At 26.3% G+C, this 26929-nt stretch carries 18 protein-coding genes, 2 tRNA genes, 1 other RNA gene and 2 riboswitches; of the genes, 15 read left to right on the top strand and 6 right to left on the bottom strand.

The window, feature by feature from the left end; all coding sequences use genetic code 4:
* From D2846_RS01785 to D2846_RS01755, 6 genes are all read left to right on the top strand, one after another.
* Window positions 1-4197, top strand: coding sequence for an AAA domain-containing protein (locus D2846_RS01785; RefSeq protein ID WP_117275272.1), 4197 nt, complete (start codon window positions 1-3; stop codon window positions 4195-4197).
* Window positions 4198-4200: 3 nt separating this feature from the next.
* Window positions 4201-4551 (top strand): ArsR/SmtB family transcription factor, encoded by a 351-nt coding sequence (locus D2846_RS01780; RefSeq protein ID WP_117275270.1) that lies wholly within the window; start codon window positions 4201-4203, stop codon window positions 4549-4551.
* The gene (locus tag D2846_RS01775; RefSeq protein ID WP_117275268.1) at window positions 4523-6310 is read left to right on the top strand and encodes an ABC transporter ATP-binding protein; all 1788 of its coding nucleotides are present in this window, start codon (window positions 4523-4525) and stop codon (window positions 6308-6310) included. The genes D2846_RS01780 and D2846_RS01775 overlap by 29 nt, the downstream gene beginning before the upstream one ends.
* The gene (locus D2846_RS01770; RefSeq protein ID WP_117275266.1) at window positions 6303-8147 is read left to right on the top strand and encodes an ABC transporter ATP-binding protein; all 1845 of its coding nucleotides are present in this window, start codon (window positions 6303-6305) and stop codon (window positions 8145-8147) included. The genes D2846_RS01775 and D2846_RS01770 overlap by 8 nt, the downstream gene beginning before the upstream one ends.
* A 264-nt stretch (window positions 8148-8411) precedes the next feature.
* The gene (locus tag D2846_RS01765) at window positions 8412-9290 is read left to right on the top strand and encodes a hypothetical protein (RefSeq protein ID WP_117275264.1); all 879 of its coding nucleotides are present in this window, start codon (window positions 8412-8414) and stop codon (window positions 9288-9290) included.
* A 274-nt stretch (window positions 9291-9564) separates the two neighbouring features.
* Complete coding sequence (locus tag D2846_RS01755; RefSeq protein ID WP_117275260.1) at window positions 9565-9864, top strand: hypothetical protein; 300 nt, start codon at window positions 9565-9567, stop codon at window positions 9862-9864.
* A 25-nt stretch (window positions 9865-9889) separates the two neighbouring features.
* On the opposite strand, the gene D2846_RS01750 is transcribed toward D2846_RS01755, so the two are convergent.
* Window positions 9890-11188: a glucose-6-phosphate isomerase gene (locus D2846_RS01750; protein ID WP_117275258.1), complete on the bottom strand. Its 1299-nt coding sequence runs from the start codon at window positions 11186-11188 to the stop codon at window positions 9890-9892.
* A gap of 105 nt (window positions 11189-11293) precedes the next feature.
* The gene (locus D2846_RS01745) at window positions 11294-11872 is read right to left on the bottom strand and encodes a thymidine kinase (protein WP_117275256.1); all 579 of its coding nucleotides are present in this window, start codon (window positions 11870-11872) and stop codon (window positions 11294-11296) included.
* A 154-nt stretch (window positions 11873-12026) separates the two neighbouring features.
* Between D2846_RS01745 and D2846_RS01740 the strand changes: the two genes are divergently transcribed.
* Together D2846_RS01740 and D2846_RS01735 are read left to right on the top strand one after the other, a co-directional pair.
* On the top strand, window positions 12027-12692 hold the full coding sequence (locus tag D2846_RS01740; protein WP_117275254.1) for a deoxynucleoside kinase: 666 nt from the start codon (window positions 12027-12029) through the stop codon (window positions 12690-12692).
* Window positions 12692-13360 carry a deoxynucleoside kinase gene (locus D2846_RS01735; protein ID WP_117275252.1) on the top strand — a complete coding sequence of 223 codons (669 nt, stop codon included), beginning with the start codon at window positions 12692-12694 and terminating at the stop codon, window positions 13358-13360. The genes D2846_RS01740 and D2846_RS01735 overlap by 1 nt, the downstream gene beginning before the upstream one ends.
* 41 nt (window positions 13361-13401) lie before the next feature.
* Here D2846_RS01735 and D2846_RS01730 read toward each other — a convergent pair whose 3' ends face one another.
* The 3 genes from D2846_RS01730 to rnpB all read right to left on the bottom strand — a co-directional run bounded on the left by D2846_RS01730 (window position 13402) and on the right by rnpB (window position 18209).
* On the bottom strand, window positions 13402-15864 hold the full coding sequence (locus tag D2846_RS01730) for a putative immunoglobulin-blocking virulence protein (RefSeq protein WP_117275250.1): 2463 nt from the start codon (window positions 15862-15864) through the stop codon (window positions 13402-13404).
* 169 nt (window positions 15865-16033) lie between these two features.
* Window positions 16034-17845 carry a type 2 periplasmic-binding domain-containing protein gene (locus tag D2846_RS01725; protein ID WP_117275248.1) on the bottom strand — a complete coding sequence of 604 codons (1812 nt, stop codon included), beginning with the start codon at window positions 17843-17845 and terminating at the stop codon, window positions 16034-16036.
* A gap of 91 nt (window positions 17846-17936) precedes the next feature.
* Window positions 17937-18209: RNase P RNA component class B (gene rnpB, locus D2846_RS01720), an RNA gene on the bottom strand.
* 59 nt (window positions 18210-18268) lie between these two features.
* Between rnpB and pnuC the strand changes: the two genes are divergently transcribed.
* The 6 genes from pnuC (at window position 18269) to D2846_RS01690 (ending at window position 22771) form a co-directional block, all read left to right on the top strand.
* Window positions 18269-19573, top strand: a complete 1305-nt coding sequence (gene pnuC, locus D2846_RS01715; protein ID WP_117275894.1) for a nicotinamide riboside transporter PnuC — start codon at window positions 18269-18271, stop codon at window positions 19571-19573.
* Between the two features lie 116 nt (window positions 19574-19689).
* Window positions 19690-19764 (top strand) — tRNA-Cys (locus D2846_RS01710).
* Between the two features lie 12 nt (window positions 19765-19776).
* A tRNA-Arg gene (locus tag D2846_RS01705) sits at window positions 19777-19853 on the top strand.
* A gap of 352 nt (window positions 19854-20205) precedes the next feature.
* Window positions 20206-20967, top strand: coding sequence for a phosphotransferase family protein (locus D2846_RS03740; RefSeq protein ID WP_117275246.1), 762 nt, complete (start codon window positions 20206-20208; stop codon window positions 20965-20967).
* Between the two features lie 304 nt (window positions 20968-21271).
* Window positions 21272-21362, top strand: a riboswitch (SAM riboswitch).
* Window positions 21363-21459: 97 nt separating this feature from the next.
* Window positions 21460-22491, top strand: a complete 1032-nt coding sequence (locus tag D2846_RS01695; RefSeq protein ID WP_117275244.1) for a DUF4116 domain-containing protein — start codon at window positions 21460-21462, stop codon at window positions 22489-22491.
* Window positions 22492-22522: 31 nt separating this feature from the next.
* On the top strand, window positions 22523-22771 hold the full coding sequence (locus D2846_RS01690) for a hypothetical protein (protein ID WP_117275242.1): 249 nt from the start codon (window positions 22523-22525) through the stop codon (window positions 22769-22771).
* Between the two features lie 139 nt (window positions 22772-22910).
* Here the strand turns inward: D2846_RS01690 and D2846_RS01685 are convergent, their stop codons facing one another.
* Entirely contained in the window at window positions 22911-23405 is a 495-nt protein-coding gene (locus D2846_RS01685; RefSeq protein ID WP_117275240.1) for a hypothetical protein, read from the bottom strand.
* An 881-nt stretch (window positions 23406-24286) separates the two neighbouring features.
* Window positions 24287-24379, top strand: a riboswitch (SAM riboswitch).
* 96 nt (window positions 24380-24475) lie between these two features.
* On the opposite strand from D2846_RS01685, the gene D2846_RS01680 reads away from it, so the two are divergent.
* Complete coding sequence (locus D2846_RS01680) at window positions 24476-26566, top strand: DUF4116 domain-containing protein (protein ID WP_117275238.1); 2091 nt, start codon at window positions 24476-24478, stop codon at window positions 26564-26566.
* The last annotated feature ends 363 nt before the right edge of the window (window positions 26567-26929 follow it).

Genomic DNA, 26929 nt, shown 5'->3' with positions numbered 1-26929 from the left:
ATGGCTATAAGAAACGAAAAATATGACACAATATTAAACAATTTACTAGATGTTCATTCTAATGATTCATCTATTTTTACTAAAATGAACAATCAAAGCTTTTTTGATTTAAGAAAAGTTATTTCAAATGAGCAATTTGATGAAATTATTTACCATGATGCTTTCGAAATTTCTTTACTTGATGGTGATTTATTAAGTTTTAAGAAGGATGTGCAACAAGCGCAAACTTTTGATGAATTAAGACATGTTTTAGCTACAAAAAACACAAGAAAACTTAAAATTGATAAATTTGTTGAAACACAGAAAAACCTTAATGAAGCAAAAAGATTCATCATTAACAAAATTGAACATAGAGTTCAAGAGTCAGTGAAACAATGAAAAGTTTTAAACCTTGAAGCTACATCAATTTTGGAAGAAACAAACATTTGACCATTACACATTGGGTTTTTATTTACTAGCTTAAGAGTAGATGAAAAAGTTATTTATGCACCATTACTTTTAAAAGAAGTAAACTTTAAATTCGTTAATAGTAAGCCTTACTTAGTTAGTGAAGGAGAAATCAAAGTTAACGAAAAAATTATGTTCTTCTTAAAAAATAATGGAATTAACTTACATATTGACCCAGATTTAAATGAAAGAAAAATGAGTTCATTTGTAAACATTTTAAGAAATGACTGAGATAATTTATTTTCTTTACCAGATGATGTCTTTGGAGAATTTAAAGTTAAAGGACCTATTGAAATCGATAATGAAAATATAGTATTTCATCCAGGTGCTGTTTTAGGTGTATTTCAACCAGCTGGTGGATACTCAAGAAACAGAATGAAAGAAATTATTGAAAAAGATGAACTTGAAAGCATTATTGATGTTGAGATTAACAAAAACATTTATAAAGAAAAAATCAATAAACATCTTAACAATCCACATATTTCGATTTTCAAGATAACTCCTTCAAACCTTTCACAAGATAAAGCAATTATTTCTGCTTTAAACCAACACACAATCATTTGAGGTCCACCAGGTACAGGTAAATCTCAAACTATTGTTAACTTAATTACAAACATTTTAGTTTATAACAAAACAGCTATTGTCGCATCACAAAAGAAAGCAGCATTAAACGTTATTAAAGAAAGACTAGGCTCATTACAAGACTTTTGTTTATTCATTTTAAAAACCAAAAACATGAATAAGAGTGAGTTTTATAAACCAATTGAAAAATATTTAGATCAATTAGAATCATTTGACGGTGGAGCTCAAGCTGACCCATCACCAATTATTAGCGCTAAAGAAATTGAATACATTAATATCGTAAATGGATTATTAACAAACAAAGACATTCAAAGAATTCTTTATGCTTATTATCAATTAGCAATGAGTGTTAAAAATCCTAATTACTCAAATGATATTGAATTTATTATTAATTTACCAAATGATATTATTTACCCAGATAAAAAATTAACAAATGAAGATGTTGTAAATCTTATGCTTAAGGAAAACAATGCTAAATGATTTACATTTACTTCAAAATCACGTAAAGTTAAAAAAGTTGCTGAAGAAATCAAAGAGAACTTCCCTGTTTTTGATGGTAGCTTTGCAGATGTTGTTAAATACTTCCAAAATGTAGCTACATCAGAAGAAAATGGAAGAGTAATTAGTGAAATCAACAAATTAATTGAACTTTCAAAAGAAATTGACTTTAAACAAGTTGTATCAAACGAAAAAGTAATTCATAGAATTTTATCTCAAAGAATTAATGATAAATTCCAAAGAATGACTCCAGAAGAAAAGAAAGAATATGTTGAATTCTCTCAATATATTAGACTCAAAAAAGATGAGCCTTACAAAATTGTTAAAAAATTCGCCAGAATTATTAAGATAATTTACCCAGTTATTGTCGCTACACCAGATACAGATCTTTCTTCATGAGAGCAAAAAGAATTAGATTACGCTATTTTAGATGAATCAAGTCAGATCTTTATTGAAAAAGGATTGCCAATTTTATATCTTGCTAAAGTTAAAGTTCTAGCTGGTGACCCAGAACAAATGAGACCAAGTAACTGATTTGGTTCTAGAAGCACTGATGATTCAATTTTTGGTAGAGTAGAGTCATTATTAGACTATGCTTCATCATTAAACGTTATTCAAATACTTCTTGATAAAAACTATCGTTCAAATCATGCGGCGTTAATGTCATTCTCATCAAAACACTTTTATAAATCGCAGTTAGATGTAGTTGATTCAAATGATCAAGTTAACACTGAACCAATTGAAGTTCATGAAGTAGAAGGTGCATGAAAAGACTCTAAAAACGTTGAAGAAGCCAATAAAGCAATTGAATTACTTAAACAAAATATTAATAAATACAAGAAGATTATCCTTTTAGCTTTTAACGTTCAACAAAGCGATTACATCAATGAGGTTATTTTAGATAATAACCCAGAATTAGAAGAAGCTTTAAACGATAGAAGACTTTTAATTAAAAATATTGAAAATATTCAAGGTGATGAAGCGGACTTAGTTATTGCAACTGTTTCATATGACAAAAATACAAAACTTTCATCAACTTATATTTGTAGACCAACAGGTAGAAATGCTCTTAATGTAGCAATTTCACGTGCAAAAGAAAAAATGATTGTTATTAAAACAATTAAATCATGAGAAGTTAACTTATCAGGTAACTTCTCTGAAGATATGCTAACTTTTAAAGAATGATTAAGATTCTTAGAAAAACCAACTTCAGAAAAAAGAAGAGAAGTTTACGACTCATTTAACAAAAAACTTGAAGATGATTCTGATTCATTATTTAGATATAACAAAAATGAAGAATATTCAAAAATGGAGTTTAATGAAAACTCTAAATGATTTAAAAAACATGTTTATGACTCAATAGAAGCTGCAATTAACAACAAACTTGAATATGAAATCTTTGAAGATTACAACGTTGGATCAATTAGCATTGATTTAGTTGTAACCAAAAACAAAAAACCATACAAATGTTTCTTATTTGATAACTATGACTATGGTAATAAAAATGATAAATACATGATTTTAAGAGATAGATTCAGATTTTTAGAATCTAAAAAATATGACATCAATGTCATCTCGCCAATTTCATGAATAAGCATTCAAAACAATCTTAAAAACTGATTTAAACCAGTAAGTAATGGTGATATCACAAACTTCCAACCAACATCAACATACATTTTAAACAAAAACAGTTTAGAAAACTTTAAAGATGATGAAAATGATGATGTAAAAATCGAGCAACTTTCAGAAATTAAAACAGTTGCTGAACAAAACATTATTTCAGTACTCGAAGATAATAATACAGTTCAATCTGAAACACTTCATGATTCAGAAATTAATTTAACACACACACAACAAACTGAAGGCATTGACTTAGGGTTTGAACATTCAAAAGAATTTAATTATGAGCCAAGTAAACAAACTAACTCATTCGAAATAAATGAATCAAACACTCAAGAATCATTATTTAGTGAAAATAATGAAGTTGTTTATGAAGAAGAACAAATTGAGCAACCTAAAGAAGCTTTAACAAACACATTCGAATTCGATAAAACAAGTTCATTTAAGTTTGGTAAAACAAACACATTCACAATTAATGATGAAATTTTCGAAGATTTAGAAGGTGAAGAAGAAGTTATTTATCAAAAAGAATCTAAAGAACCTGAAGTTGAACGTGAATATTTTGACTTTAATTTCCAAGAATATGAAAGAGAAATTAAGCCAGTAGTAAAAGAACCTGAAATTATAATTGAAGACAAGGAAGAAGTCCCATACGATACAAACTCTGTTGACGACGAAATTAAGAATTTCTTAAACTTAAATTCTAATGTAGTTTATGATGATAATGAACTAAACCAAGAAGTAGAGCTTGAAGAAGAAAATGCTTCAAACATGTATAACTTGGAAAATCAAGAGCAAAATCAAAATGATAATGAATTTTTTAAGGTATTTGAAGATAAAAACGGATCAACATCAACTTTTGTTCTTGAACAAGAAACAATTGAAAATAAAATAGATACTACTAAGGAAGTTGAATTAACTAAAGAATTTTCAATTCCGCCTTTTAAAACTTATGAAAATAAACACGATTTGACATCAACATGAATTTTAGAAGATGATGATTCTGAATGAGACGAAGAATTAGATAATGAAGAAGATGAGGAGGAATAACATATGGTTAAAAATGATTTTAGCTTAGAAGAAGTGTTTTCATTTTTATCAAAAACAGTCAAAAAAAATATTATTATGCACCTTTATACATGCCATGAATTTGAATGTGATGTTAAAACATTAGTTGAAATATTAGATGAAAAACAAGCTAATGTTTCAAAACATTTAAACGATCTCAAAAAAGCAAATATTATTGATGCTAAAAAAGATGGCATTTTCTCATACTATTATTTAACTCAAGAATTTCTTTCAAAATATAAAAACATTTTGGAAGATGTATATTTATTAGACAAAGACAGAATTAACGAATGCATATGTATTAATGATGGACACATGGAGGTTAATAATAACTAAGAAACAAAAAGAAATCAAAATTTTTGATTTCACTAAAGGATTGAGGATATTAATACTTTTAACAATTATTTTATTAGCAGGTCAAATAGCTTTAGAAGTATTGACTCCACAATATGTTAAAAATATTATTAATATTCTTTCCGATAATAATAGTGATTTAAGTTCGCAAAAAAAAGAATCTGAGATTTGATTTAATGGTGGACTTTTATTATTGTTTGTAATTGTAATTATATGCATTTCATTAACTATTCAAACATTACTAATACCTAAAATAACAACTCAATTTACAATGAATTTAAAGAATAAAGTTTTTGCAAAAATACAAGAACTTTCACCACAAGATTTAAGTAAACTTTCAATTGGTGCAATACTTAACAGATTAAATGCGGATGTTTTAAGTTTAGAAAGAACTCTTTCTATGCTTATACTTAACGTAATTAGATCAATATTTGTATTTGGTAGTGCTTTATTCTTTTCGATAACAACATCACCACAACTTTCACTTATATTTGTTATAACAATCCCAATTATTGTAGTTATGGTTTTTGTAGTATCATATGTTCAAAAAATCATTAAAAGACTATTTATATTTAATGATGAATTCAACCAAAAATTACAAGAAAACTTAAACTCACTTAAAACTATTAAAGCTAATGCAACTGAAGAAAAAGAATACAGTATTATTCAAAAACTTACACAAAAACTCACAAAATCTAACTTAAAAATTACTGTAGCAAACTCTGTTTCTGAATCATTTTTTATGATGATTATCTTTATGTCGTTAATCATATTAGCAACAATTGGTGTAAATCAAGTTTTACAAAACAAAATTCAAATTGGTACAATGGTATTATTCAGCACATATATTTGAATGATAACTTTTTCATTTATCGGGATCTTAAACATTGGCTTTAACCTATTTATTGCTAAACCAAGTGCACAAAGAATTAAAGAAATATTAAATTATCAAAGTTTAATCAAAAATTCATTAAACCCAATTAAAGATTTCTCAATTGATGTAATAGAGTTTAAAAACGTGAGTTTTAAACACGAAAATTCTGATTTACTTGTTCTTAAAAACATTAATTTTGTTATCAAAAAGAACCAAACATTAGGAATACTAGGTCAAACAGGTGAAGGTAAAAGTACAATAATTAACCTTTTAGCTAGATTTTTTGATGTTACTTCAGGTGAAATTTTAATCAACAACATTAATATCAAAGAATATGACATTAATAAACTTAGAGAAAAAATTTCAATTGTATTTCAAGATAGCGTCTTATTTAAAGGAACAATTAGATCAAATTTAACTTCATTTAATAAAAATATTGATGATCAAGAAATATATAATGCACTCGAAAAATCTGATATTTACAACTTTGTAAATGGATTAGAAGATAAACTGAATCATAAAGTTGAACCAAAAGGAACTAACTTTTCTGGTGGACAAAAACAAAGATTATCTATTGCTAGAGCTTTATTAAAACAGCCAGAATTATTAATTCTAGATGATGCTACAAGCGCAGTTGATGCAACAACAGAAAAGAAAATTAAAACTGCTATTAATGAAACATTAGGAATGACTAAAATCATAATTTCGCAAAAAATATCATCAATTAAAGATTGTGATTTTATCGCAGTTATAGAAAAAGGTAAATTATCAGCCTTAAGTTCACATGAACAATTATTAAAAACAAATAAAACATATAAAAATATTTTTGAATCACAAAATTCAATGATAGAGGTAACTAATGAATAATAAAGATGTAAATAAATCTCTAAAAAGGATTTTTAGTTATCTATGAATAAATAACAAGTTTTTATTAATTATTGGTGTTTTACTTTATCTACTAGCAACAGGTGGTATGTTATACAACCAAGTATTTATCGGTAAAGTTATTATCGATATGGTTTTGAAAGATTATTTAGCAACAAATGATGCATCGAATTTTAATTGAAGTTTCTTTTATTTGGTAATAGCTTTTTCAGCATTATGATTTTTAGGATCAATTATCTTTAAATTTTTAGGTAACTTTATATTAAGTTACATTACCTTTAAAACAATGAAACTAATTCAAGATAACTTATATTATAAAATTCAAAAATTGCCTATGGGTTATCTAAACAAAGAGTTAAAAGGAGTCATTATTGCGAGCTTTAACTCTGATATAGAAACATTAAAAAACTTTTTTAGAGATGTTATACCAAACAGTATAAACTCAATAATTACTTTAATTGTCTCAGTTATTGTAATGTTTATTATGAGTTGACAACTTTCATTAATTATTTTATGTTTTATGTTGATCATCTTCATTACAAGCTTTTTTATCTCAAGAAAGTCTAAAAAATCTTTTGCTAAAGAAAGAGAAATCAATGCTAAAATTTCAGGATATGTTGAGGAGATTCTTTCAGGATTTAGCACAAATAAAATCTTTAATAATGCTAGCGAAGTAATTGATAAACATAACAAACTAACAGAAGAATATCGTAAAAGAAGCAAAATAGCTTATACATACTCTGGTATATTTTTTCCATTATCGTTCAACTTAGGGTTATTAGGATATGCCTCTGTCGCTGTTTTTGGTGCCATTATTACTCTGAAAGGTAGATACGAGGGTGTTGGTTTAACAATTGGAACTTTAATTGCTTTTACACAATTCTCAAAAAGTTTTGCAAACCCAATAGGGACAATAATGCTTAGTTCAAATGATATTTTAAGAGCACTAGCAGGTGCAAAAAGAATTTTTTCAATTATGGATCAACCTGAAGAAAAAGATCTAGGAAGCTACTATATTGAAAACAAACCAAATAATCATAAAGTTTGAAAAAATATAAATGTTCCAAACTTTGAAAAAGAAGTTAATGGAGAAATTATTTTTAGTAATGTTAGTTTTAAATATGAAGATAAGTATATATTAAAAAACATTTCTTTTAATGTTAATAAAGGTCAAAAAATTGCATTAGTTGGGCCAACTGGCGCAGGTAAAACAACAATTATTAACTTAATTGGAAGATTTTATGAAATTAATGAAGGCGAAATATTAATTGATGGAATTAATATAAATGATATTAAACTTCATTCACTTAGAAATACTTTAGGGTTTGTTTTACAAGAAACACAATTATTTACAGATACAATTGCAAAAAACGTTGCATATGGATCAAATAACGAAATAATTAATTATGAAGATATTAATCAAGCTTTAAAAAACTCAAATTTTGATCGTCATTTAGAAAAATTTAATAATGATACAAATACCATCTTAAAGAACTCAGGTAACTTTTTATCACAAGGTCAAAAACAACTATTAGCTATTTCTAGAGTAAATTACAAAAAACCAAGTATCATAATTATGGATGAAGCCACATCTAATGTCGATTCACTAACAGAAAAAGAAATTCAAGAATCAATGAATAATTTAACTATTAACTCAACCTCAATAATCATCGCACACAGATTAAGTACAATTAAAGATTGTGATAATATCTTAGTCATAAATGATGGGCAAATCCTTGAACAAGGCAATCATGAACAATTAATCAATTCAAAAGGTAAGTATTTTGAATTAGTTAAACATCAAAATAATTTAGGTTAAAGCTCAAAATATGAAAAATTTTCATATCACTATTAATGGTTGAAAACAATAATTTAAATATTTAAAATTATTTACCAAAAGTAACATATATAGTCTTAAACAAAAATTAACTCAATGATATGAGTTAATTTTTTTATTATTTTTTTACCTAAATAAAAAAACTAGATGTTCAAGAATAAACTTTTAAACTATAGAAAATTATATTTAAATATATCATAAGATTAGTTAATTATTAAGTATTATAAAAAAAGAGGTATTAATATTATGAGAAAATGAAAATCAATATTTTCAACTTTAAGTTTATCAATAACATCTGCATTAGCAATTTCAGCTGTATCATGTAATTTTAAAGATAAAAATAATGAAAAACCTAATTCATCTACAAATAGTGAAGTAAAAAAAGATGAAAAACAACAAGGGCCTGGTACAACAATCATCGCAGAAGACACCACTTCTCCAGATGCATCAAAACCAACTAATAACGGAGAAACATCATCTAGTCCGCAACCACAACCAGCAGCACCTACACCAAGTAATGATGGTTCAACATCTACAGCAGATCCTTCAAAACCGACAACAAATGAAGGAGCACAAGGTGGATCAACATCATCAGGTACAACAACTCCACCTACAAATACAGAAGGTTCTGAAGCAACAACACCTAATGGCGATACTCCCAACAGCGATCAATCAAATGCAATTGAAAAATATACTAATGTATTTATATTAGAATCATCTGTAGATAATATTGGTGGAAAATTTGAATTTGCATATAGAAGAAAAAAATCTGAAGCAGAAGGAAAGAACAAAGATTACAAACTAGAAATTCAAAAATATGCACAAAATAAAAAAAAGAAAATATCATATGAATTTTTCGGAGTTAAAGGAACAGGTGGTGATAACTTTTTCAAAGATAGCGAATGAGCAAAAGGAGCTGCAAATATATTTAAACTTAAAGAAGGTATAGAAGCATCTGAGATAATTTCTACATTGCAACCTAATGGCAAATATTTTAAAGCAAATTACAATGAAGAAACAAGAGTTTTAACAATTGAATACAAAGTTTCAAATAATAATGTTCCTGCAGATAAAGTTTTTGTTCAAGAAATTCAAATACCAGTTTCTAAAGCGGCTGCTAATTAATAAATTTTTAAGAGTTAAAAACAAAAAAGTAGACTTTTTTCAAAGTTTATTTTTTGTTTTTCAAAAAAAGAATATTTCTGGAACTGATTAAAATACATATTTACCTATATACCATGCTTAATGGTAAATATGTAAATATTAATCCTTACACAAGGACTAAAGATGTTGTTTTAGATACTGAGACTAATGAATATGATCCTATCGCAGAAAATACTCCTAAAGCTCAAATGCAACTGCAAGTGATGAAGTTTTAGGCTAAACAGTTGTTAATGATGTGAACCTAGAAGATTTAAACAAAGGATATGAAGCAAATAAATTTGAAATCGATTCAACAGAGATTGATGAAAATATAAATTCAAATGTTATCAAAAATCCAACTGAAGTTGAAACAGATTTAGAAGAGAACAACAAAAATAATTCAGAAGAAGATGATGATATAGATGAAGAAGAAACAAAAACAGAAGAACCATCATGAATGAATTCAACTGTTGTAACAGATGTTGATGAAAACAATCTTAACCCAAAAATTAATGGTGAAGAAATTGAATTCGAACTTGAATTAGATGAAGAGTAAAATAAAAATCCCATTTCGGGATTTTTTATTTCTTTTCAAGAATACTAAACATATTTTTTTTGTAAACTTCTACACCTGGTTGATTAAATGGGTTAACACCTAATAGGTATGCACTCATTGTTAAGGCTCTTTCGAAGAACATGAATAATGCACCCAATGTTTCTTCATTAAAGCTATCAAATAATAAGTGAATATTTGGGACATTTCCAACTTCTGTATGTGCTTTTGTTGTAGCTTCAAAAGCAACATTATTAACATTGTGCAAGTTGTTTCCTGCTAGGTAGTTTAATTTATCATAATCATTTTGATCTTTTTCAAAGTAAATGTTTTCACTAGTATTTTTTAAGGTTAATACTGTTTCGAAAAGAATTTTATTACCTTCTTGAATCATTTGTCCTAATGAGTGTAAATCTGTTGAAAAAATAGAACTTGTTGGTCAAATACCCTTACCATCTTTACCTTCTGATTCACCAAATAATTGTTTTCATCATTCAGCAAAATATTGTAATTTAGGTTCATAAGAAACCATCATTTCAATATCAAAACCTTTTTCAGTGTGTAAGAAATATCTAGTTGCAGCATATAAATAAGCAGGGTTTAATTCTAGTTTATCTGAAGAAAGTTGTTCATTTGTTTCTTGAGCACCTTTTAATACTTTTGAAGCATCTATTCCAGCACACATGAATGGGAACAATCCAACTGGTGTAAGAACTGAAAATCTACCACCAACATCATCAGGAATAATGAATTTTTCATATCCTTTTTTAACTGATAATTCAAATAATACACCTTTAGCTTTATCTGTTGTTGCAGCTATTAATGAACTAGCTTTTTCACCTTCTTTTTTCTCTAAAAGGTTTCTGAACTCTCTAAAAGCGATTGAAGGTTCTAAAGTTGTACCTGATTTTGAAATAACATTAATAGCGAATTTTTTGTTTTTAGCATATTGTAATTTTGCTACAAGTGCCTCAGCTGAAATATCATTACCAGCAAACATTAACTCCATATCTGGTTTTTTAATTGAATATGGTCCATATATAAAATCATATCCTGACTTAGCACCTAAGTATGAACCACCAATACCAATCACAACAACAAGTTCTACACCTTGTTTTTTTCATTCTTGTGATTTGTTGTACATTCTAATAAATTCATCTTTATCATATTTATTAGGCAAGTCATATCAACCTAATCAATCTTTTTCTGCCACTTCTTTTTTGTGAACATCATTGTGAATTTGTGTTACTTTTGTTTGTAAGTTATCTAAAGTTTTAACACCGTCTTTAAGGGCATTTTTAACATCTAAATTTAAATATTTTAACATTGTTCTCCCTAATTAAAATTTTGGAATTATTATAATATATTTTAATAAATAACTTAATTACTTTTTGATGGTACAAGATGAAAAAAATCCAATGTTATTATTGGATTATTTATTTTTCTTAGCTTTTTCTTTTTCACCTAAGATATGACATCTTCTGCAACGTGCTTCATACTCATCATCACCAAGAACATTTAATTCATTATTCGATTCTTTTCTAAATGAAAATGCAGCATCTGATTTACATACTAAACAAACAGCTTTTAACTTTTTAATTTCATCAGCAACTGCCAAAAGACCTGGAGTAACACCGAAAGGTCTCCTTAAGAAGTCCATATCTAGACCACTTACAATAACTCTTACACCATTTAAAACAAGTTTATCAATTACTTTAAAAATACCTTCATCAATAAAGTTTACTTCATCAATAGCAACTGCTTTATATTTAGGTGTTCAGTGCTCTAAAATCTCTTTCGATTCTTTGATAACAACTGCTTTTGTTTTTGCGCCTGTTCTACTTACAATTTTTGTTTCGTCAAATCTTGTATCAAAGGCTGGTTTAAAAACTAAAGTATCAATTTCGGCAATCTCTAAAATCTTAATTCTTTTTAATAACTCTTCAGTTTTACCTGAAAACATTGGTCCTGTAATAACTTCTAAAGTACCTTCTGGTTTTTTTAATGTCATTTGTTCTCCTTTATCTATTTTGTGTTTTGTTGGAAAGAATATTTTAATGTTTTTTTATGAAAAATCCAAATAAAAAAATAAAAAAATTAATGTTTAAAAATGATGATTTTTTTTGTTATACTAATAAACCCAGAAAACTTCAAAAGGAGAAATTATGTTAATTGGAATAAGCGGAATGATAAGTAGTGGAAAAAGCACACTTACTAAAAAATTACACGAACACTTTAATAGTTCTTTAATGTTAGAGGAGTATGAAGAAAACAATGTAGTCTTTAATACATTTTTAAAATGACTTTATCAAAAACAACCTAATTTAACTATGGGATTTCAAACTTACGTTGTTGAAAACCATACAACAAAGTTAGCTGAAATTATTCAAAAATTCAAAGACTTAGGTAAAGACTTCAAAAAAGATCACATCTTTTTAGATAGATTTAGTATCGAACACTATATTTTTGCTAACGTTAATTTACAAGCAAAGGGTAAATCATATTTAGATGGTTATGATGCATTGTTTGAGCACTTAATCACAAAAGAAGAAACACCAGATTTAGCTATTTATTTAGATATGAGCTATGAAACATTTGAAAAAAGGTTATTCGAACGTGGTAGAGCTGTTGAAATTGATAATTATCAATTAAATAAGCCATATTTTGAACAGCTTTATGCTCTATATAAAACATTATTTGAAAAACAAGCAGCTAAATATAATTTAAACTATGTTGTTATTAATACTAACTCATTAAATGAAGAACAAGTCTTCCAAAAGGCTTTAGAAATCATCAATAACTTCGATTTAAGCAAGGTAAATAGAAAATAATGGTTATTGCTATCAGCGGAATGATAGGAAGCGGGAAAAGCACGCTTTCTAAGGAATTAAGTAATATCTACAATAATTCAATTTTAGTTGAAGAATTTAGTGATAATGATGAAGTATTTAATACCTTTTTAAAATGAGTTTATGAACAGGAACCAAACATTGATATAGCATTTCAATCTTATATTATTGAATCTTTATCAGACACATTTAAAAAAGAAGAAGAAACTTTTTTAAACAAATTTGAGAGCCATAAAAAAGCTTATATGTTTTTAGATAGATTTAATATCGAACACTATATTTTTGCTATTGTAACTCTTGAGAAAAAACAACAAAAGTATTTAAAGGCTTTTGATATTCTTTTTAGACATATAATAGACACAAGAGATAATCCTGATTTAGCTATTTTCTTAGATGCTAATTTTGAGGTTATTAAGGAAAGAATATTATCAAGAGGTAGAAAAGTTGAAGTTGATAACTTCGAAATAAATGAGCCATATTTCCAAAGATTACATGAACTTTATAAAGAATTATTTGTTAAATTATGTACTTTTTATAATATTCCTTACAGAATAATTAACACTAATTTTAAAAAAGATTATGAAGTTTTAGAAGAAGCAGAGCAAATTATTAATAATTTTGACTTTTCACAATCAAAACGTCTTAAATAATAAAAATCAGGATTATATATCCTGATTTTTTAATAAAGTAATTATGGGATGTAAAGATCATCTTCATCAGCTGATTCAAATCTAACTTTAAATCCAGCATTTTTTAATGTTGAAAATAAACTTGTTGCACCGTTTGGAACAATGATTTCTGTTTTACTTATGCTAAGTTGCATATTTTCTGAATATGATAATAATGTTTTAAGATGTCTTATACCATCTGAATTAAGACTAATTGTATTTCTTGTTGGTAAAATTTTGATTTTTTGAGTTGTGCTTCCATTACTAAACATAATTTTTGAACGAGGCATTTGTGGTTGACTTGTTACTAGAATATCAGCGAATTGGGCTTCATTCATTTCAACAGTAGAAACAGTTCATGTATCACTATCATTAAATAATTTAATTTTATTAAGTTTACGTATTTGCGATGGATTATCTTCATTATAGAAAATTAGACCACGAAGTGTTTTCATTTGAGGTATTCTACTTAAATCAATTCCCATTGGATAAGAGTTACCGCCAGCATCTCTATCTGGTTTTAATCCAGGTCCAAATCCACCTTGGAAAATACGTTCATTATTTCTTACTCAATACGCCATTCTAAGACCATTATTAATAGCTGTTAAATCACCTTCTTTATAGTCTTCGGGGTCAAAAGCAAGATTATCAAATGTTATACGTGAATAAATTGTTAAATCTTTATTGTAATCACTTGAAACATTGTAGTCTGCCATATTTACTCATGCAACTTTATTAAGAGCTCATGGATTAAATGCTCAGTCATCTGCTAAAGTATTAACTTTACTGTTTGAAATCATTGATAGTTCATCAATTTCTTTGTTTTTTAAGTATTTCAAGTCACTTGTATTCTTAGATTCGAAGAATAATTCTAACATTGGTAATTTTTTTGGAAGTGCTGAAAGTATTTTTTCCATACTTTGTGTTGCACCTTTTTTACCAATATTTTTCATTCTATAACCAGTAATTTCAATTTCTTTTTCTTTGAATCTTTTAATTACGGCCTCAGCATTTTCATATGCATATTTTGAAAGTACGTCAATAGTAACAACAATGGCCTTGTCTCTATCAACACCATCAATTTTTTCATTACGTGTATATTCAGTTACATAAATACCACCACCACGTTTCATTATTGTGCCAAAACCATATTTTTGACGATAGAATTCAGTAACATCTCTATCATTTCAGTTATGGAATTTTCCACGTTCTATATCTTCAGCTGAACGAGATCAAATGTTGTTGTTTCCAAGAACACGTTTAAATTTATTATTACGTTTAATTTCACCTACAACACCGTTAATTGGAGGTTCATAGTTATAAGCTTCTCATTCCCCGTTTTCATTAACACCAACATTACCATGATCTTTAGGAATAACATTACCTTTTTCAAGCTCTCTCTTAACCATATCACTAATTTTTGTAATTTTTGTATGGTCAATATGCATAATTAAAAGTAAGTGACCTAATGGAATTTTTTTAGGTTCATATGCTCTTGGCGGAGTTCATGAGAAAATTCTTTTATCATTTCATCACTTATCTAGATTTTTTAATCCCTCTTCATCAAGGTATTTCTTAAGAACATCTGGTCCACCTTTAAGAAGTCTATAATATCTAAATCATAAACTACTAAAGTGTTCTGGAGAGTTACCATCAGCATTATAGTGTGCGATTTTTTCTTCAATTGGTTTATCATCATTTTCTAAAACTTCTCTATATGTTGAGCCTTTACCAAAGAATTGGTCTGAGCTTTTACCGTGACGAATTGCACGATTAACACTATTTCTAATGTTTTCTTCTGTTAAAGCACCTGATATATTTTCGACATCAGGTAAGATTTCAGCACGATATGGTACACGGTTTGTGATCCCTCTTTCAACATCAGATTTTTTATCTTTTCTAGGAGGGAACTCAACAATATCAGCGAAGTATTCAATTTCGTCTTTTTTAATTTTCTTTCTTGTTCTAATTTCTTTTTCAATTTCTTCTGGTTGAGGTTTTGGTTCTGGTGCAACATAGATAGGAACATTAACATCCGAAATTGGTTCCGGTTCAGGTTGAGGTTTTGGAACGGGCTCTGGCTCTGGTGTTGGAACAGGAATTGGTTCAGGTTCTGGGATAGGTTGAGGTTCTGGTTGAGGAGTAGGAATTGGAGCTGGTTCAGGCTTTGGCTCTGGTTTTGTCTCTGGTTGAGGTTCTTCTACAATTGGGACTTCAACAACCGGAGTTATTGGTTTTGGCTCTGGTTTTTTTATTGGTTCAGGTTCTTTTGGTTTTCTTGGTAAATTTGAGTCAAATGAACCATTTACAGCTTTTGAGATGTCTGCAGTATCATTATCGACGAATGTTTTTGCAGACCCTTTAATGTTAAATTTATATTCTTTGTTATTACTTGATAATAAAGAGTGTACTACCCCTATTGATAATGGTGCAACTGCGCCAGTAGCAGCCGCTAAGATAAATACTTTTTTCTTTCTTGAAAGCATATGAACTCCTTTACAAAAATGAAATTGCTATATATTTTTTTAGAACTATATTTTAATTATAACACTTTATAAACTTATGATTATTATTAATTTATTAGACAATTTACCTGTGTATTTTAATTAAAATGCGATAAAAAACTTAAGCCATTTTATGACCTAAGTTGTCTTATTAGTGTTTAATTTTTAAGTAATAATATGTGTTTAAAAGTGATTGAACTTTCTCACTTGCGCCAGAAAGTCTTTTATGTTTTGTTCTACCACCATTGTCATTAACTTCAAAAATACTAATTGCTTTTTTATCATATGTATTGTCTTCATTAATGAAGTAATTTCTTTTTACTAACTCATATTCAGCAAGAATACTTGGTGTATAGTTAACAAAAGCGAAGTTTTCGAGGTTTTGGTATTTAGTTTCTAAAATTGATGCTCATTTTTCGTTATCAAAGTCAATGTGTGATAATGCAAACGAAACTGAAGTTATGAAGTCTTCATTTGAAATTTCTTTTTCTAATTCAAGAATATTAATAAAAACTGATTTATAAATTGGATCATTTAAAATTCTTGTTTCTACAAATGCATTGTATTTTAATAAGTCCCCATCTTCTAAATCTTTATTAATAGTCGTTTTGAAAATTTCAACTAAGTTATTTTTGAAATTATTAAATTCAACAGCTCCTTGTGAATTTATGGCTATAGAATCATATGTTTCAATAAATTTATCTCTAAAGGCATTATTTAAATATTCGTCATAAAGTGATACTTGATATTTCTCATTGCTTGTGTGGGAAGTAGCATCAATATTCGCATAAAAACTATTTCTTAGTGTTTTGTATAATTCGTCTTCACTTGATCTTGAAATATTATTAGCAACAACTAGACCATCAGCGAATAAAATGTTTTCTGCGAATTCAAAAACTTCAATTGAACCATTTGGAATAACTTGTTTTTTACCATTTTCGTCAGTGTATTCTAATTCATTATCTTCTGAAAAATAAGCATCTAAAGCATCACCATTAAACATAATTGATGAGTCAATATCTTGTCTATTCATATCTAAAAGAGTTCTTAAGATTTCTTGACCATCACCATTAAATGAAATTTTACTATCATCAATTGCTTTATTTGTTGATGTAGTTATTAAATCGATAAAACTATTTACTAAAGTTTTATAGTTATTTTCATCTACTATTTCACCATAATTTGAAATGATTTTGTTATCTTTAAATTGAAATGGAGATCCATATAGCATATTAACTCTAACTGCATCAGTAATTAATAAATTATCATATCCATTTTTTTGGATAGCATTAAGCATGTTGAATAATGAGTAACTTGAAATTTGCTCATTAAAATTGGTAAGTTTTGATTTACTTGATAATTCTTTTAAGTTTTGATTGAATAATTCTTCATTAATTTCAACATTCTTTTTCTTTGATTTAAGTTTATTTACAGCAAGTACACCTTCTTGGTGGAAATAAGGCACAAAATACTCTCATAAGTGTTTTGGTTCTGTAAAATTATTACCATACTCATCTGTTAAAAGTTCTTCATCATAACTTTCTAAGTGTGCAAAAACAGCAGGTGTATAAATTTGTTTTAAAATTTCTTTTAATTCTTTTTGATTTTTAATTGGTTGTTGTCTATTTAAAAGTTTTTCAAAATTAATCTTCTGAATAAATCCTTTTTTAATTAATGTGATCGCTTGGAAATCACTTCCAATTCCAGCAATTGCTTTATTGTTGTTTAATGCAACTGTAAATTCATCAACTTCATTAAATGTTTTGTATTCATATTTTTCATTGATTGTGTCAATATTAGCTTTGCTCATATATGACTTATAATTGAAAAATGCTGGTCTAAATGGGCTAGAAATTTTAATTCCAATAAGTAATGAAACAATTACAAATCCTATGATTGAAAAAGTTAAAATTAAAATATTTTTTATGTTTTTAAAAGAGAAAAAATTCTTTATGCTCTCCATAACCTTCCTTTAAATTATTTTTCTTAATTTTATTACATTTCGCAATTACAAAAAATAAAAAAAGAAAATACATGAAAGTATTTTCTTTTGTATCTATAAGCCGTGTTCTGTACATTAAAAATGCGCTGATAATTTATCTAACATATTAAAAATATGCTCCTTGAAATCATTCATTTCTTATTCAAGGTTCCCCTACCAAATTTGGGTTTCTAGCTCATGGAGTTTACCGCGTTTCACAATTCTCGTCTCTGTGGCACTAGTCGTCTAGGCTTAAGCTTATTTGGCTTAACATGAACACTACCAACATCTCAGTCGGTGCTAGCACGGACTTTCCTCTACAAAGTTGTAGCTATCAGCCGATACTTTTTAATAATATCACAATTTTATAAGAGTTTGTTTCAAAAAATGTATAATTTAAAAATTATGAATGCATCAAGAAAAAATGAGATTTTTGGAACTTTTTGAGTAAAAAACTGAAAAATTATAGCAATTAGTTTGTTAATAGGCTTTTTAATATTTAACACTATATATTCATTTGATAATGGTTTATGAATTTGAGAAGATAAGATAACTTGATGGCAAAAAGTTATAGGAATTTCGGTTTCTTTATCAGCAATATTAGGTGTTTTATCAGTTATTTTATTTGCTTTGCATAAATATGTTGCCTATGTTTTGGGTATTATAAATGCTGCATTGTTTGCTTTGTTTGCATTCTCGTTTGGACTAGCAATTGAAGGATTTATTAACTTATTTATTTATATTCCAATTATGTTATTAATGAGTTATAAAACTACTAGAATAAAAACCAATAAAAGCAACTTCGAATCCTTTAGATCTAATATTTATTCAACTATCTTTTTTGTTTTCTTAACAATAGTGTTAACAATTGTATTTTACTTCACTAATCCGGAATTAAATAAAGTAGCAATTAAGGTTTTTGGAGCCGATAAAGTTTATCCATATGGAGGAATCTTTAGATATTATGTTGCTGCTTCACTCCTTAACTCATTAATTAATGCTTTATCAATTGTTGCCTTAACAATGATGGTGTTAGGTTTTAGAGATTCTTGAATTGTATGAATTATTAAAAATATTTTTTCATTTATGTTTTTTGGTGGAATCGGATTTGTAAACATCACTACTTTATTAATCAACATTATTTATATGCTTATTTCACTTTATCTATACTTATTTACAACTAACAAAGCAAAATTAAGAATTGTTTTCTCAAACAAGATTAATTTTAATGAAATTAGTAATATGTTAAAAGATAAGCATTTTACATTTAGTGGTAATCAATTATTAAATACAAAAGATTTCAATTACAAAGAAGTTAAGAAAAATTTAAAAAATGCATTAACTTCAATCAAGTATAACCAGGTTAATGACAATGTGGTGTTCAATGATTATCTTTTAGACCTTATATTATCACTTGATGAATATAATGAAAAAACTTTATGAGCTAAAATTCAAATCATTGCACTTAAATTTAGATTTAAAATATCGTTGGCATTACAAGATAAAGCTAGTTATATTTTTGTCTTCTATAACTCAAGAAATTATCAAAAATACAACAAATATAAGTTCTGCAAAAGATTTGCTAAAAACATTGTATTTTTAGATAACGATTTATATTCATCATTTTTCAAAGTCAAAACAATAATAGAATCAGAACAGGGCAAAAAGGCAATTACAAACTGACAAAAAATCATTAATAAGATTTGATAGTATTCTACACACAAATTTGTGTGTAGTTTTTTTTTATTTTTGTTTTACAGTCCAATTTTTGTTTTTTATTTATGATTTTAAAAAAATTTATTATAATAAGTAAGCATTTTAAGAATGGCACTATAGCCAAATGGCCAAGGCATGGGTCTGCAAAACCTTGATTACGGGTTCGAATCCCGTTAGTGCCTCCATTTAAAACATATGCGCCCGTAGCTCAATTGGACAGAGTGTTAGGTTACGGCCCTAAAGGTTGCGGGTTCGACTCCTGCCGGGCGCGCCAAATTATATTGTTTGACTTAGTCAAACTTTTTTTATTGCTTTTTTGTGAAAAAAATTTCATAAACTAGTTATTTTTTATACTACTGAATTTTAAAATGTCTAGTATTTTATATAATTTTATATATAGAATAAGAGGTATATTTATGACTATATTATATGTTATCATTGGAATTGTAGTTCTTTTTATGATTGGTTCTTTTATAATGAGAGTTATCAGAATAGGATTGGCCTTAATAGGATTTTTAATTATACTAGCAATTATTTTTGGGGTATTAAAATTAATCGCAGCCTAAGGGTTGCTTTTTTATTACTTTTATAGTTATAAATTAAATTAGTATTATAATATTTCATAAATAAATGGAGGTAATTATGGAAAGAATAAAAAAGGTTTTACAAACGAAAGTTTTTGCACAGGAAAAACATTTTATCAAATAAAAAAACTCAATAAATTTAATCATAAAATAGACTATGAGCTACTAGAAAATTTTGATTTTGTTCCAAAATTACTTTCTAATACTGATAAAGATATTGAGTGGGCTTGAATTGAATCTGAAGAAATAAAATTTACACCTGAACAACTCAAAGAAATTGCTAATAACTTTTTACAATTGCATAATTCAGACTTGAAATTTCCTAAATCAAATCATGCACAGAGAGTTAAAGAATATCGTAGTATTTTAAAAAATAAAAATGTGAATATTGATATCTTGAATAAATATTACAGAAGAATTAATACTATCTTAGCAAATAGCGAACACAATAGACCATTACACAATGATTTATACACCGGAAATCTTTTATTAGATAAAAAGACTAAAAAAATTATGTTTATTGATTGAGAATATGCTTCAATGGGTGATAAGCATTTTGATTTAGCATATTTTATTTGTGGATCATTCTTAACAAAAGAACAAGAAAGAATTTTTCTAGATGCATATGATAGTTATTGAGAAGAATATTTAATTCAACAAAAAATTTTAGTATATTATTTAACTATCTTGTGGATTCATGCACAAGATGTAATGCCTTTTAGTGATGAATATTGCATCCAAAAATTAGAAGAAACTATTAAGGAATATGATTACTTAAAACAAAATAATTTATTTAGAAGATAAAAAAGATCATTTATTTAAAAACGGATATGCATATTAAATTAGTAACTGAACAAGTTTTAATTAAAATACAAAATACAATGTAATTGATTATTTTATGGGCCTTTTCAGTATTAATATTGACTATATTACTTATAGTTTTATTCTTAGTAATTTTATTTGACTTTTTCGATGTATTATTTTATAAATAATAAAAAATAATATAAAGCTAGCTGTTAAACAAAAAACAAAAAACTATAATGTTAGTGAATTCAAAAATTAAATTTTCCAATTTGGATTAATTATTAAATCTTTTATAATATTAACGTAACTATAAAGAGAAGGGGAGAGACAAGCTCTATGAACCTTCAGCAACTTACCTAAAAAAAGGCAAAGTGCTAAAGCTTGTATGATAGTGAAGGTTTAATTTCATAAAAATAATTAACTTCCTATCATAACTATAGGAAGTTTTTTCTTTCTTTTTTAGTTGCTATTAATTAATAAAAAAGGAGAAAAATGATAAAAATATTTGATGAATTTGCAAGTATTTGTATTAAAAATAACATAATTAAAAAACAAAAAATCGAGGAATTCAAAAATGAATATAACGAAATAGATGCAATAGTTTCAATAATTTCCACAGAAGAATTTATATTGAATTATGAAAAAGTTGAATCTGCATGAAATTTATTAGAAAATACTCATTTAAAGAGTCCTGATTTTATAATTAAATTTTTAGAAAAAATATGATACGATTCAAAAATTGATTTTATTGCACTTTTTTTGAAAAAACATGTTGATAAAAAAATATTAAATAACACTAAATTTATTCAGCAAGTTTTAAGTTCATGAAGTTTTTTTAATTTATTTGATTTTGATATTAATAATGAAGATCATTATAATATTGTTTTAAACCAAATAATAGATCATGGATATTTATTTAAAATGTTAAGTTATGATTTTAAAAATAATAAAAAATTTGTAATGGATGCCATAGACAAAAATCCAAACATATTGGCTGATATATTTGATAAATTTAAAGATGATTTTCAAGTAATGGAGTTAGCAATTAAAAGACTACCAAACAACTTTAAATATGCTTCGGATCGACTTAAAAATGATTTTGATTTTGCATCAATAGCTATTAATAAAAAAGGTGATAATTTAAAATATGTATCAAGTTGATTGAAAGATGAAAGAGATTTTGTTTTAAAAGCAATAAAGAAAGACCCTTATTCAATAAGATATGCTTCAGACAGATTGAAAAACGATAAAGAATTAGCATTATTAGCAATCAGTAAAAGACCTGGTTCTTTACAATTTCTGTCTGATGAACTAAAAGATGATAAAGAAGTTGTATTACTTGCTATTTCATTATCACCTTCTGAAATAATGAACTCATCAGATAGATTAAAAGGAGATAAAGAAATAGTCAAAAAATCTATGCGAGATATTTATTTTTTAAAACATTCAGAATATGTGTCTAAAGAAATCAAGAATGACCCTGATGTATTTAAATGAATAGCAGATGCTTACAGAGAAAAATAATATTATTAATAATAATTAAAGGAGAAAATAAATGAGATTGGCAAGATTAGATAATTTAAATGAAATGTGAGAATTAAAAAGATTATATGGGATAAACTTTGTCGGTGTGTTAAAAGGGTATAAATATTACAAATTTATTGATAATAATATTGTTAAAATTAATGAAGAAAATGTGATAAAAATATTAAATTTAAATAATGCAACCGAATTAAGATTAATTATTGCAGCAATGTATTTTGAAACAAGTTCTGCAATGTATTTTGAAACAAGTGAAGATTAAATATTAAAGTTTCTATAATAATAGAAACGGTTGATTTCGGGTATTTTATGAATTTATAATTAAATTTGCAAGTAAGAAAAAATATTCATAATGTATTTCCTATACTAATTATGAATGTTTTTTTATATTTTTAAAAGTTTTATTTTTGACCTTTTAAAAAGTATCAAATAATGTGGTCTAAATCTTCTATATTAAAATCACTAAATTCATTATTTATTTGTACTTTTTCGACTATATTATTTATATCATTAGTATATAAGAGATATTTGTTAATGTATTCATCTATTTTTTTAACTGCAGAATTAATTTTATATGTATTTTCATTTTTATTAGAATTTTCATCTACGTATTTATTGTAATAATAAAAAAGATTATGAGAAACTACACTATCATATTTGGGGTATTTAACTTTTCCTAAAATTATTTTTGAAGCGTATGCACAAAATTTAGAAGCAAAAGATAAGTTAAATCTTTTTTTATTATCTTTACCTGATACTGCATCTGCTATTTTAAACAATATATGATTTTCGTTTAGAACATCATTTTTTAATTCTTTTTCTAATTGTTCTTTATTTGGCGCAATTTCGATTATTCTATTAAGAATTTCTAACCTTGTTCCTTTAATTGCTTCCAAATGAGTTGAATTACTTCTATCAATAGAAATTATAGATCCCAAGATTGCTTTTTTGTATTCAACTTTAGTATTTTCATCAGTTTACATAACCCTTTTAAATCAGTATGATGATGAGCCAGCATAACCTTCTAGCTCTTTTTTCTCGCCCTTCATGATCAAGTTTAATTTAAACATAAATTTTTCGTCAGGTTCTTTAGTTAAAGGGTCTAGATTATAGTTTGAATCAACATATAAAACAGCTTTATAAAATTCCTATTTTTCTTGTTTAAAAGGGGTAATAATTTTTTAGTTTGTTTGTTATTTTAGGTTTTCATTATAACTTTATATAAATTAAAAAAATTTTTCATATTGTTTTTCTAAATTACTCATTTTCATCCATTTACTTTTGCTCAAAATTACATTTATTCAACAGAGTTTAAGTAATTTATGATGAGCAAAAATATCAATGTAAAGCTAAATATATTTAATTAAAATTTCGCCTTTATTTACAGATCTTTTAAAATCTTGAATACTAAGTTCACCTTCTAGGTTATTTTTAGACTTTACTTTCTTAATTCATTTATTCCAGTAATATTTTCTTTATTGCGAAATTGTTCGTTGTTTGATTTGTTTAAAATGTATGAAGATGTTGGTCGAAAATTATAAATGTTGGTTGATTCGTTTTCAGTAACATCAAATCAATCATTGATTTTATTTTGTTGTGTAATTCATGAAATTGGTGTGATTATTTCTACATTATATTTTATTTTTTATAAAGTAAACAGTAAACAAAAACTTATATTCATTTAAATAAATATATGAATGATTTTTGTTTTATAAAATAATTATTAAATATAGATTTTTTAATTTAAATTAAAGAAAAATTATTTATAATAATTTAGTAACTATAAAGAGAAGGGGAGAGAAAAGCTCGATGAACCTTCAGCAACTTACCTTTGAAATAAGGCAAAGTGCTAAAACTTTTATGATAGTGAATTTTTTTAACTTCTAATGAAATAATTAAATTCCTATCATAATCATAGGAATTTTTCTTTCCTTTTTAGTTACTAGTCGCTCTTAGAAGGGAAAAAATGGAAAAAAATTTATTATACGATAAAGTAATTAAAGAAATAAAAGAAATATATAAAGCAAATAATTTAGAAATTGATATAAATTTCGATTATGATAAAGCAGAAATAATAGCACAACTTATTACGTCAATTGATTTCTTAACTAAAGATAATGTATGAATAGATAATTGAAAATATCTTACAAAAGATATATTTTCTGATAAAGCATTTTTAGAAATTTTATTTTCAAATATTTATTACTTGGATTTCACAGAATCTTTAGTTTCCAAATTATTGATGAAAAATTATATGCCTATCAAAAATTTAGATCCTAAAGATTTCAGTGATGAAAGTATAAAGAAAATTATTGAAATAAATAAGATTGATTTAAATGAGAAAAATAGTAAAAAAATAGATGATGCAATAAATTGAATTATTAATGATCAAGAAGTTATATGATGAATTCCTAAACAATGAACTTATGATAAAGATATTATTTGAAAACTCATTGAAAAAGATGGACGTTTATTAAAAATCATTGAATATAAGTGAAGAAATAATAAAGATCTAGTTTTGAAGGCTGTTGAAAATGATGGTTATGCATTAGAATATGCTTCAGATGAGTTAAAGAATGATAAAGAAGTTGTTTTGAAGGCTGTTGAAAATGATGGATGAGCTTTAAGATATGCTTTGGATGATTTGAGAAATGATAAAGAAGTTGTTTTGAAGGCTGTAAGAAATAAAGGTCTTGCATTAGAATATGCTTCAGATAGGTTAAAAGATGATAAAGAAGTTGTTTTGAAGGCTGTTGGAAATAGCGGTTATGCATTAGAATATGCTTCAAATAACTTAAGAAGTAATAAAGAATTTCTCTTAAAGGTTGTTGGAATTGATGGTTATGCATTAAAAAGTGCTTTGAATAATCTAAAGAACGATAAAGAAGTTGTTTTGAAGGCTGTTGGAAATAATGGTCTTGCATTAGAATATGCTTCAGATGAGTTAAAGAATGATAAAGAAGTTGTTTTAAAGGCTGTTGGAAATAATGGTCTTGCATTAGAATATGCTTCAGATAACTTAAGAAGTAATAAAGAATTTCTCTTAAAGGCTGTTGGAATTGATGGGTATGCATTAAAAAGTGCTTTGAATAATCTAAAGAACGATAAAGAAGTTGTTTTGAAGGCTGTTGGAAATAATGGTCTTGCATTAGAATATGCTTCAGATAGGTTAAAAAATGATAAAGAAGTTGTTTTTAAGGCTCTCGAAATCGATAGTTATGCATTAGAAGAAACTCTTTTAAAAGTTGCTGAAATTGATGGTTATGCATTAAAATGTGCTTCGGATAATCTAAAGAATGATAAAGAAGTGGTTTTAAAGGCTGTTGGAAAAAATGGATTAAATTTAGAATATGCTTCGGATGAGCTAAAGAACGATAAAGAAGTGGTTTTAAAGGCTGTTGGAAATAATGGTCTTGCATTAGAATATGCTTCGGATTATTTGAGAAATAATAAAGAATTTCTCTTAAAAGCTGTTGAAATTGATGGTTATGCATTAAAATGTGCTTCGGATGAGTTAAAGAATGATAAAGAAGTTGTTTTGAAGTCTGTTGAAGAAAATGGATTATCTTTACAATGCGTTTCCGATGAGTTAAAGAATGATAAAGAGGTGGTTTTAAAGGCTGTTAGAAACGATGGTTATGCATTAGAATACGCTTCAGATGAACTAAAAAATGATAAAGAGGTGGTTTTAAAGGCTGTTGGAAATTATGGTTATGCATTAGAATATGCTTCAGATGAACTAAAAAATGATAAAGAGGTGGTTTTAAAGGCTGTTGAAAATAATGGTAAAGCGTTAAAATACGCTTCGAATGAATTGAAAAATGATAAAGAATTTATTTTAAAAGTTATTGAAATTGATCCATTAGCTTTAGAATACGCTTCTAAAAAAGTTATCTATAATAACGAATTTATTAAAGAAATAATAAAAATAAATCCAGGTTCAGTAACATACGTTTTAAATAATATAGAAAAATACTCATCTGAATTTATATCATGACTTTTAGAAAAATATAAAGACAATGAGTTAATAGTCAATTTTTTATTAAAGAATAATTAAGACAGAAAATTAAATATTAATTAGAAAAGCCATGTGCATGTTAAACATGCATATGGTTTTGTTTTTATATATCTTGTACAATAAAATAATTATAACGAAATAAAAGAGAATAAATTAATATTAGAATAAAAAATTTAGAAAAATAACTTTGTATTTTTGATCAATCAAAAAAGAAAATAAGTATACCATTATGAGATTGCTGAAAATATTGATGCTATTTAGAAATTCAAAGGAAAATTAGAAATAAGCAGAAATTTACAGAAAAAACAAATGCATATTCATTCAATTTATCATACTTTGTTAAAAATTAGTCAAGGTATATCAATTGAAAAAAAGACTCAAAAAAATAAAAAGAAATGTGAA

This window comes from Mycoplasmopsis edwardii (genome assembly GCF_900476105.1).
Classification (GTDB): domain Bacteria; phylum Bacillota_I; class Bacilli_A; order Mycoplasmatales; family Metamycoplasmataceae; genus Mycoplasmopsis; species Mycoplasmopsis edwardii.
The sequence above is the reverse complement of the archived record's forward strand: the minus strand, read 5'-3'. Positions and strand labels throughout refer to the sequence as shown.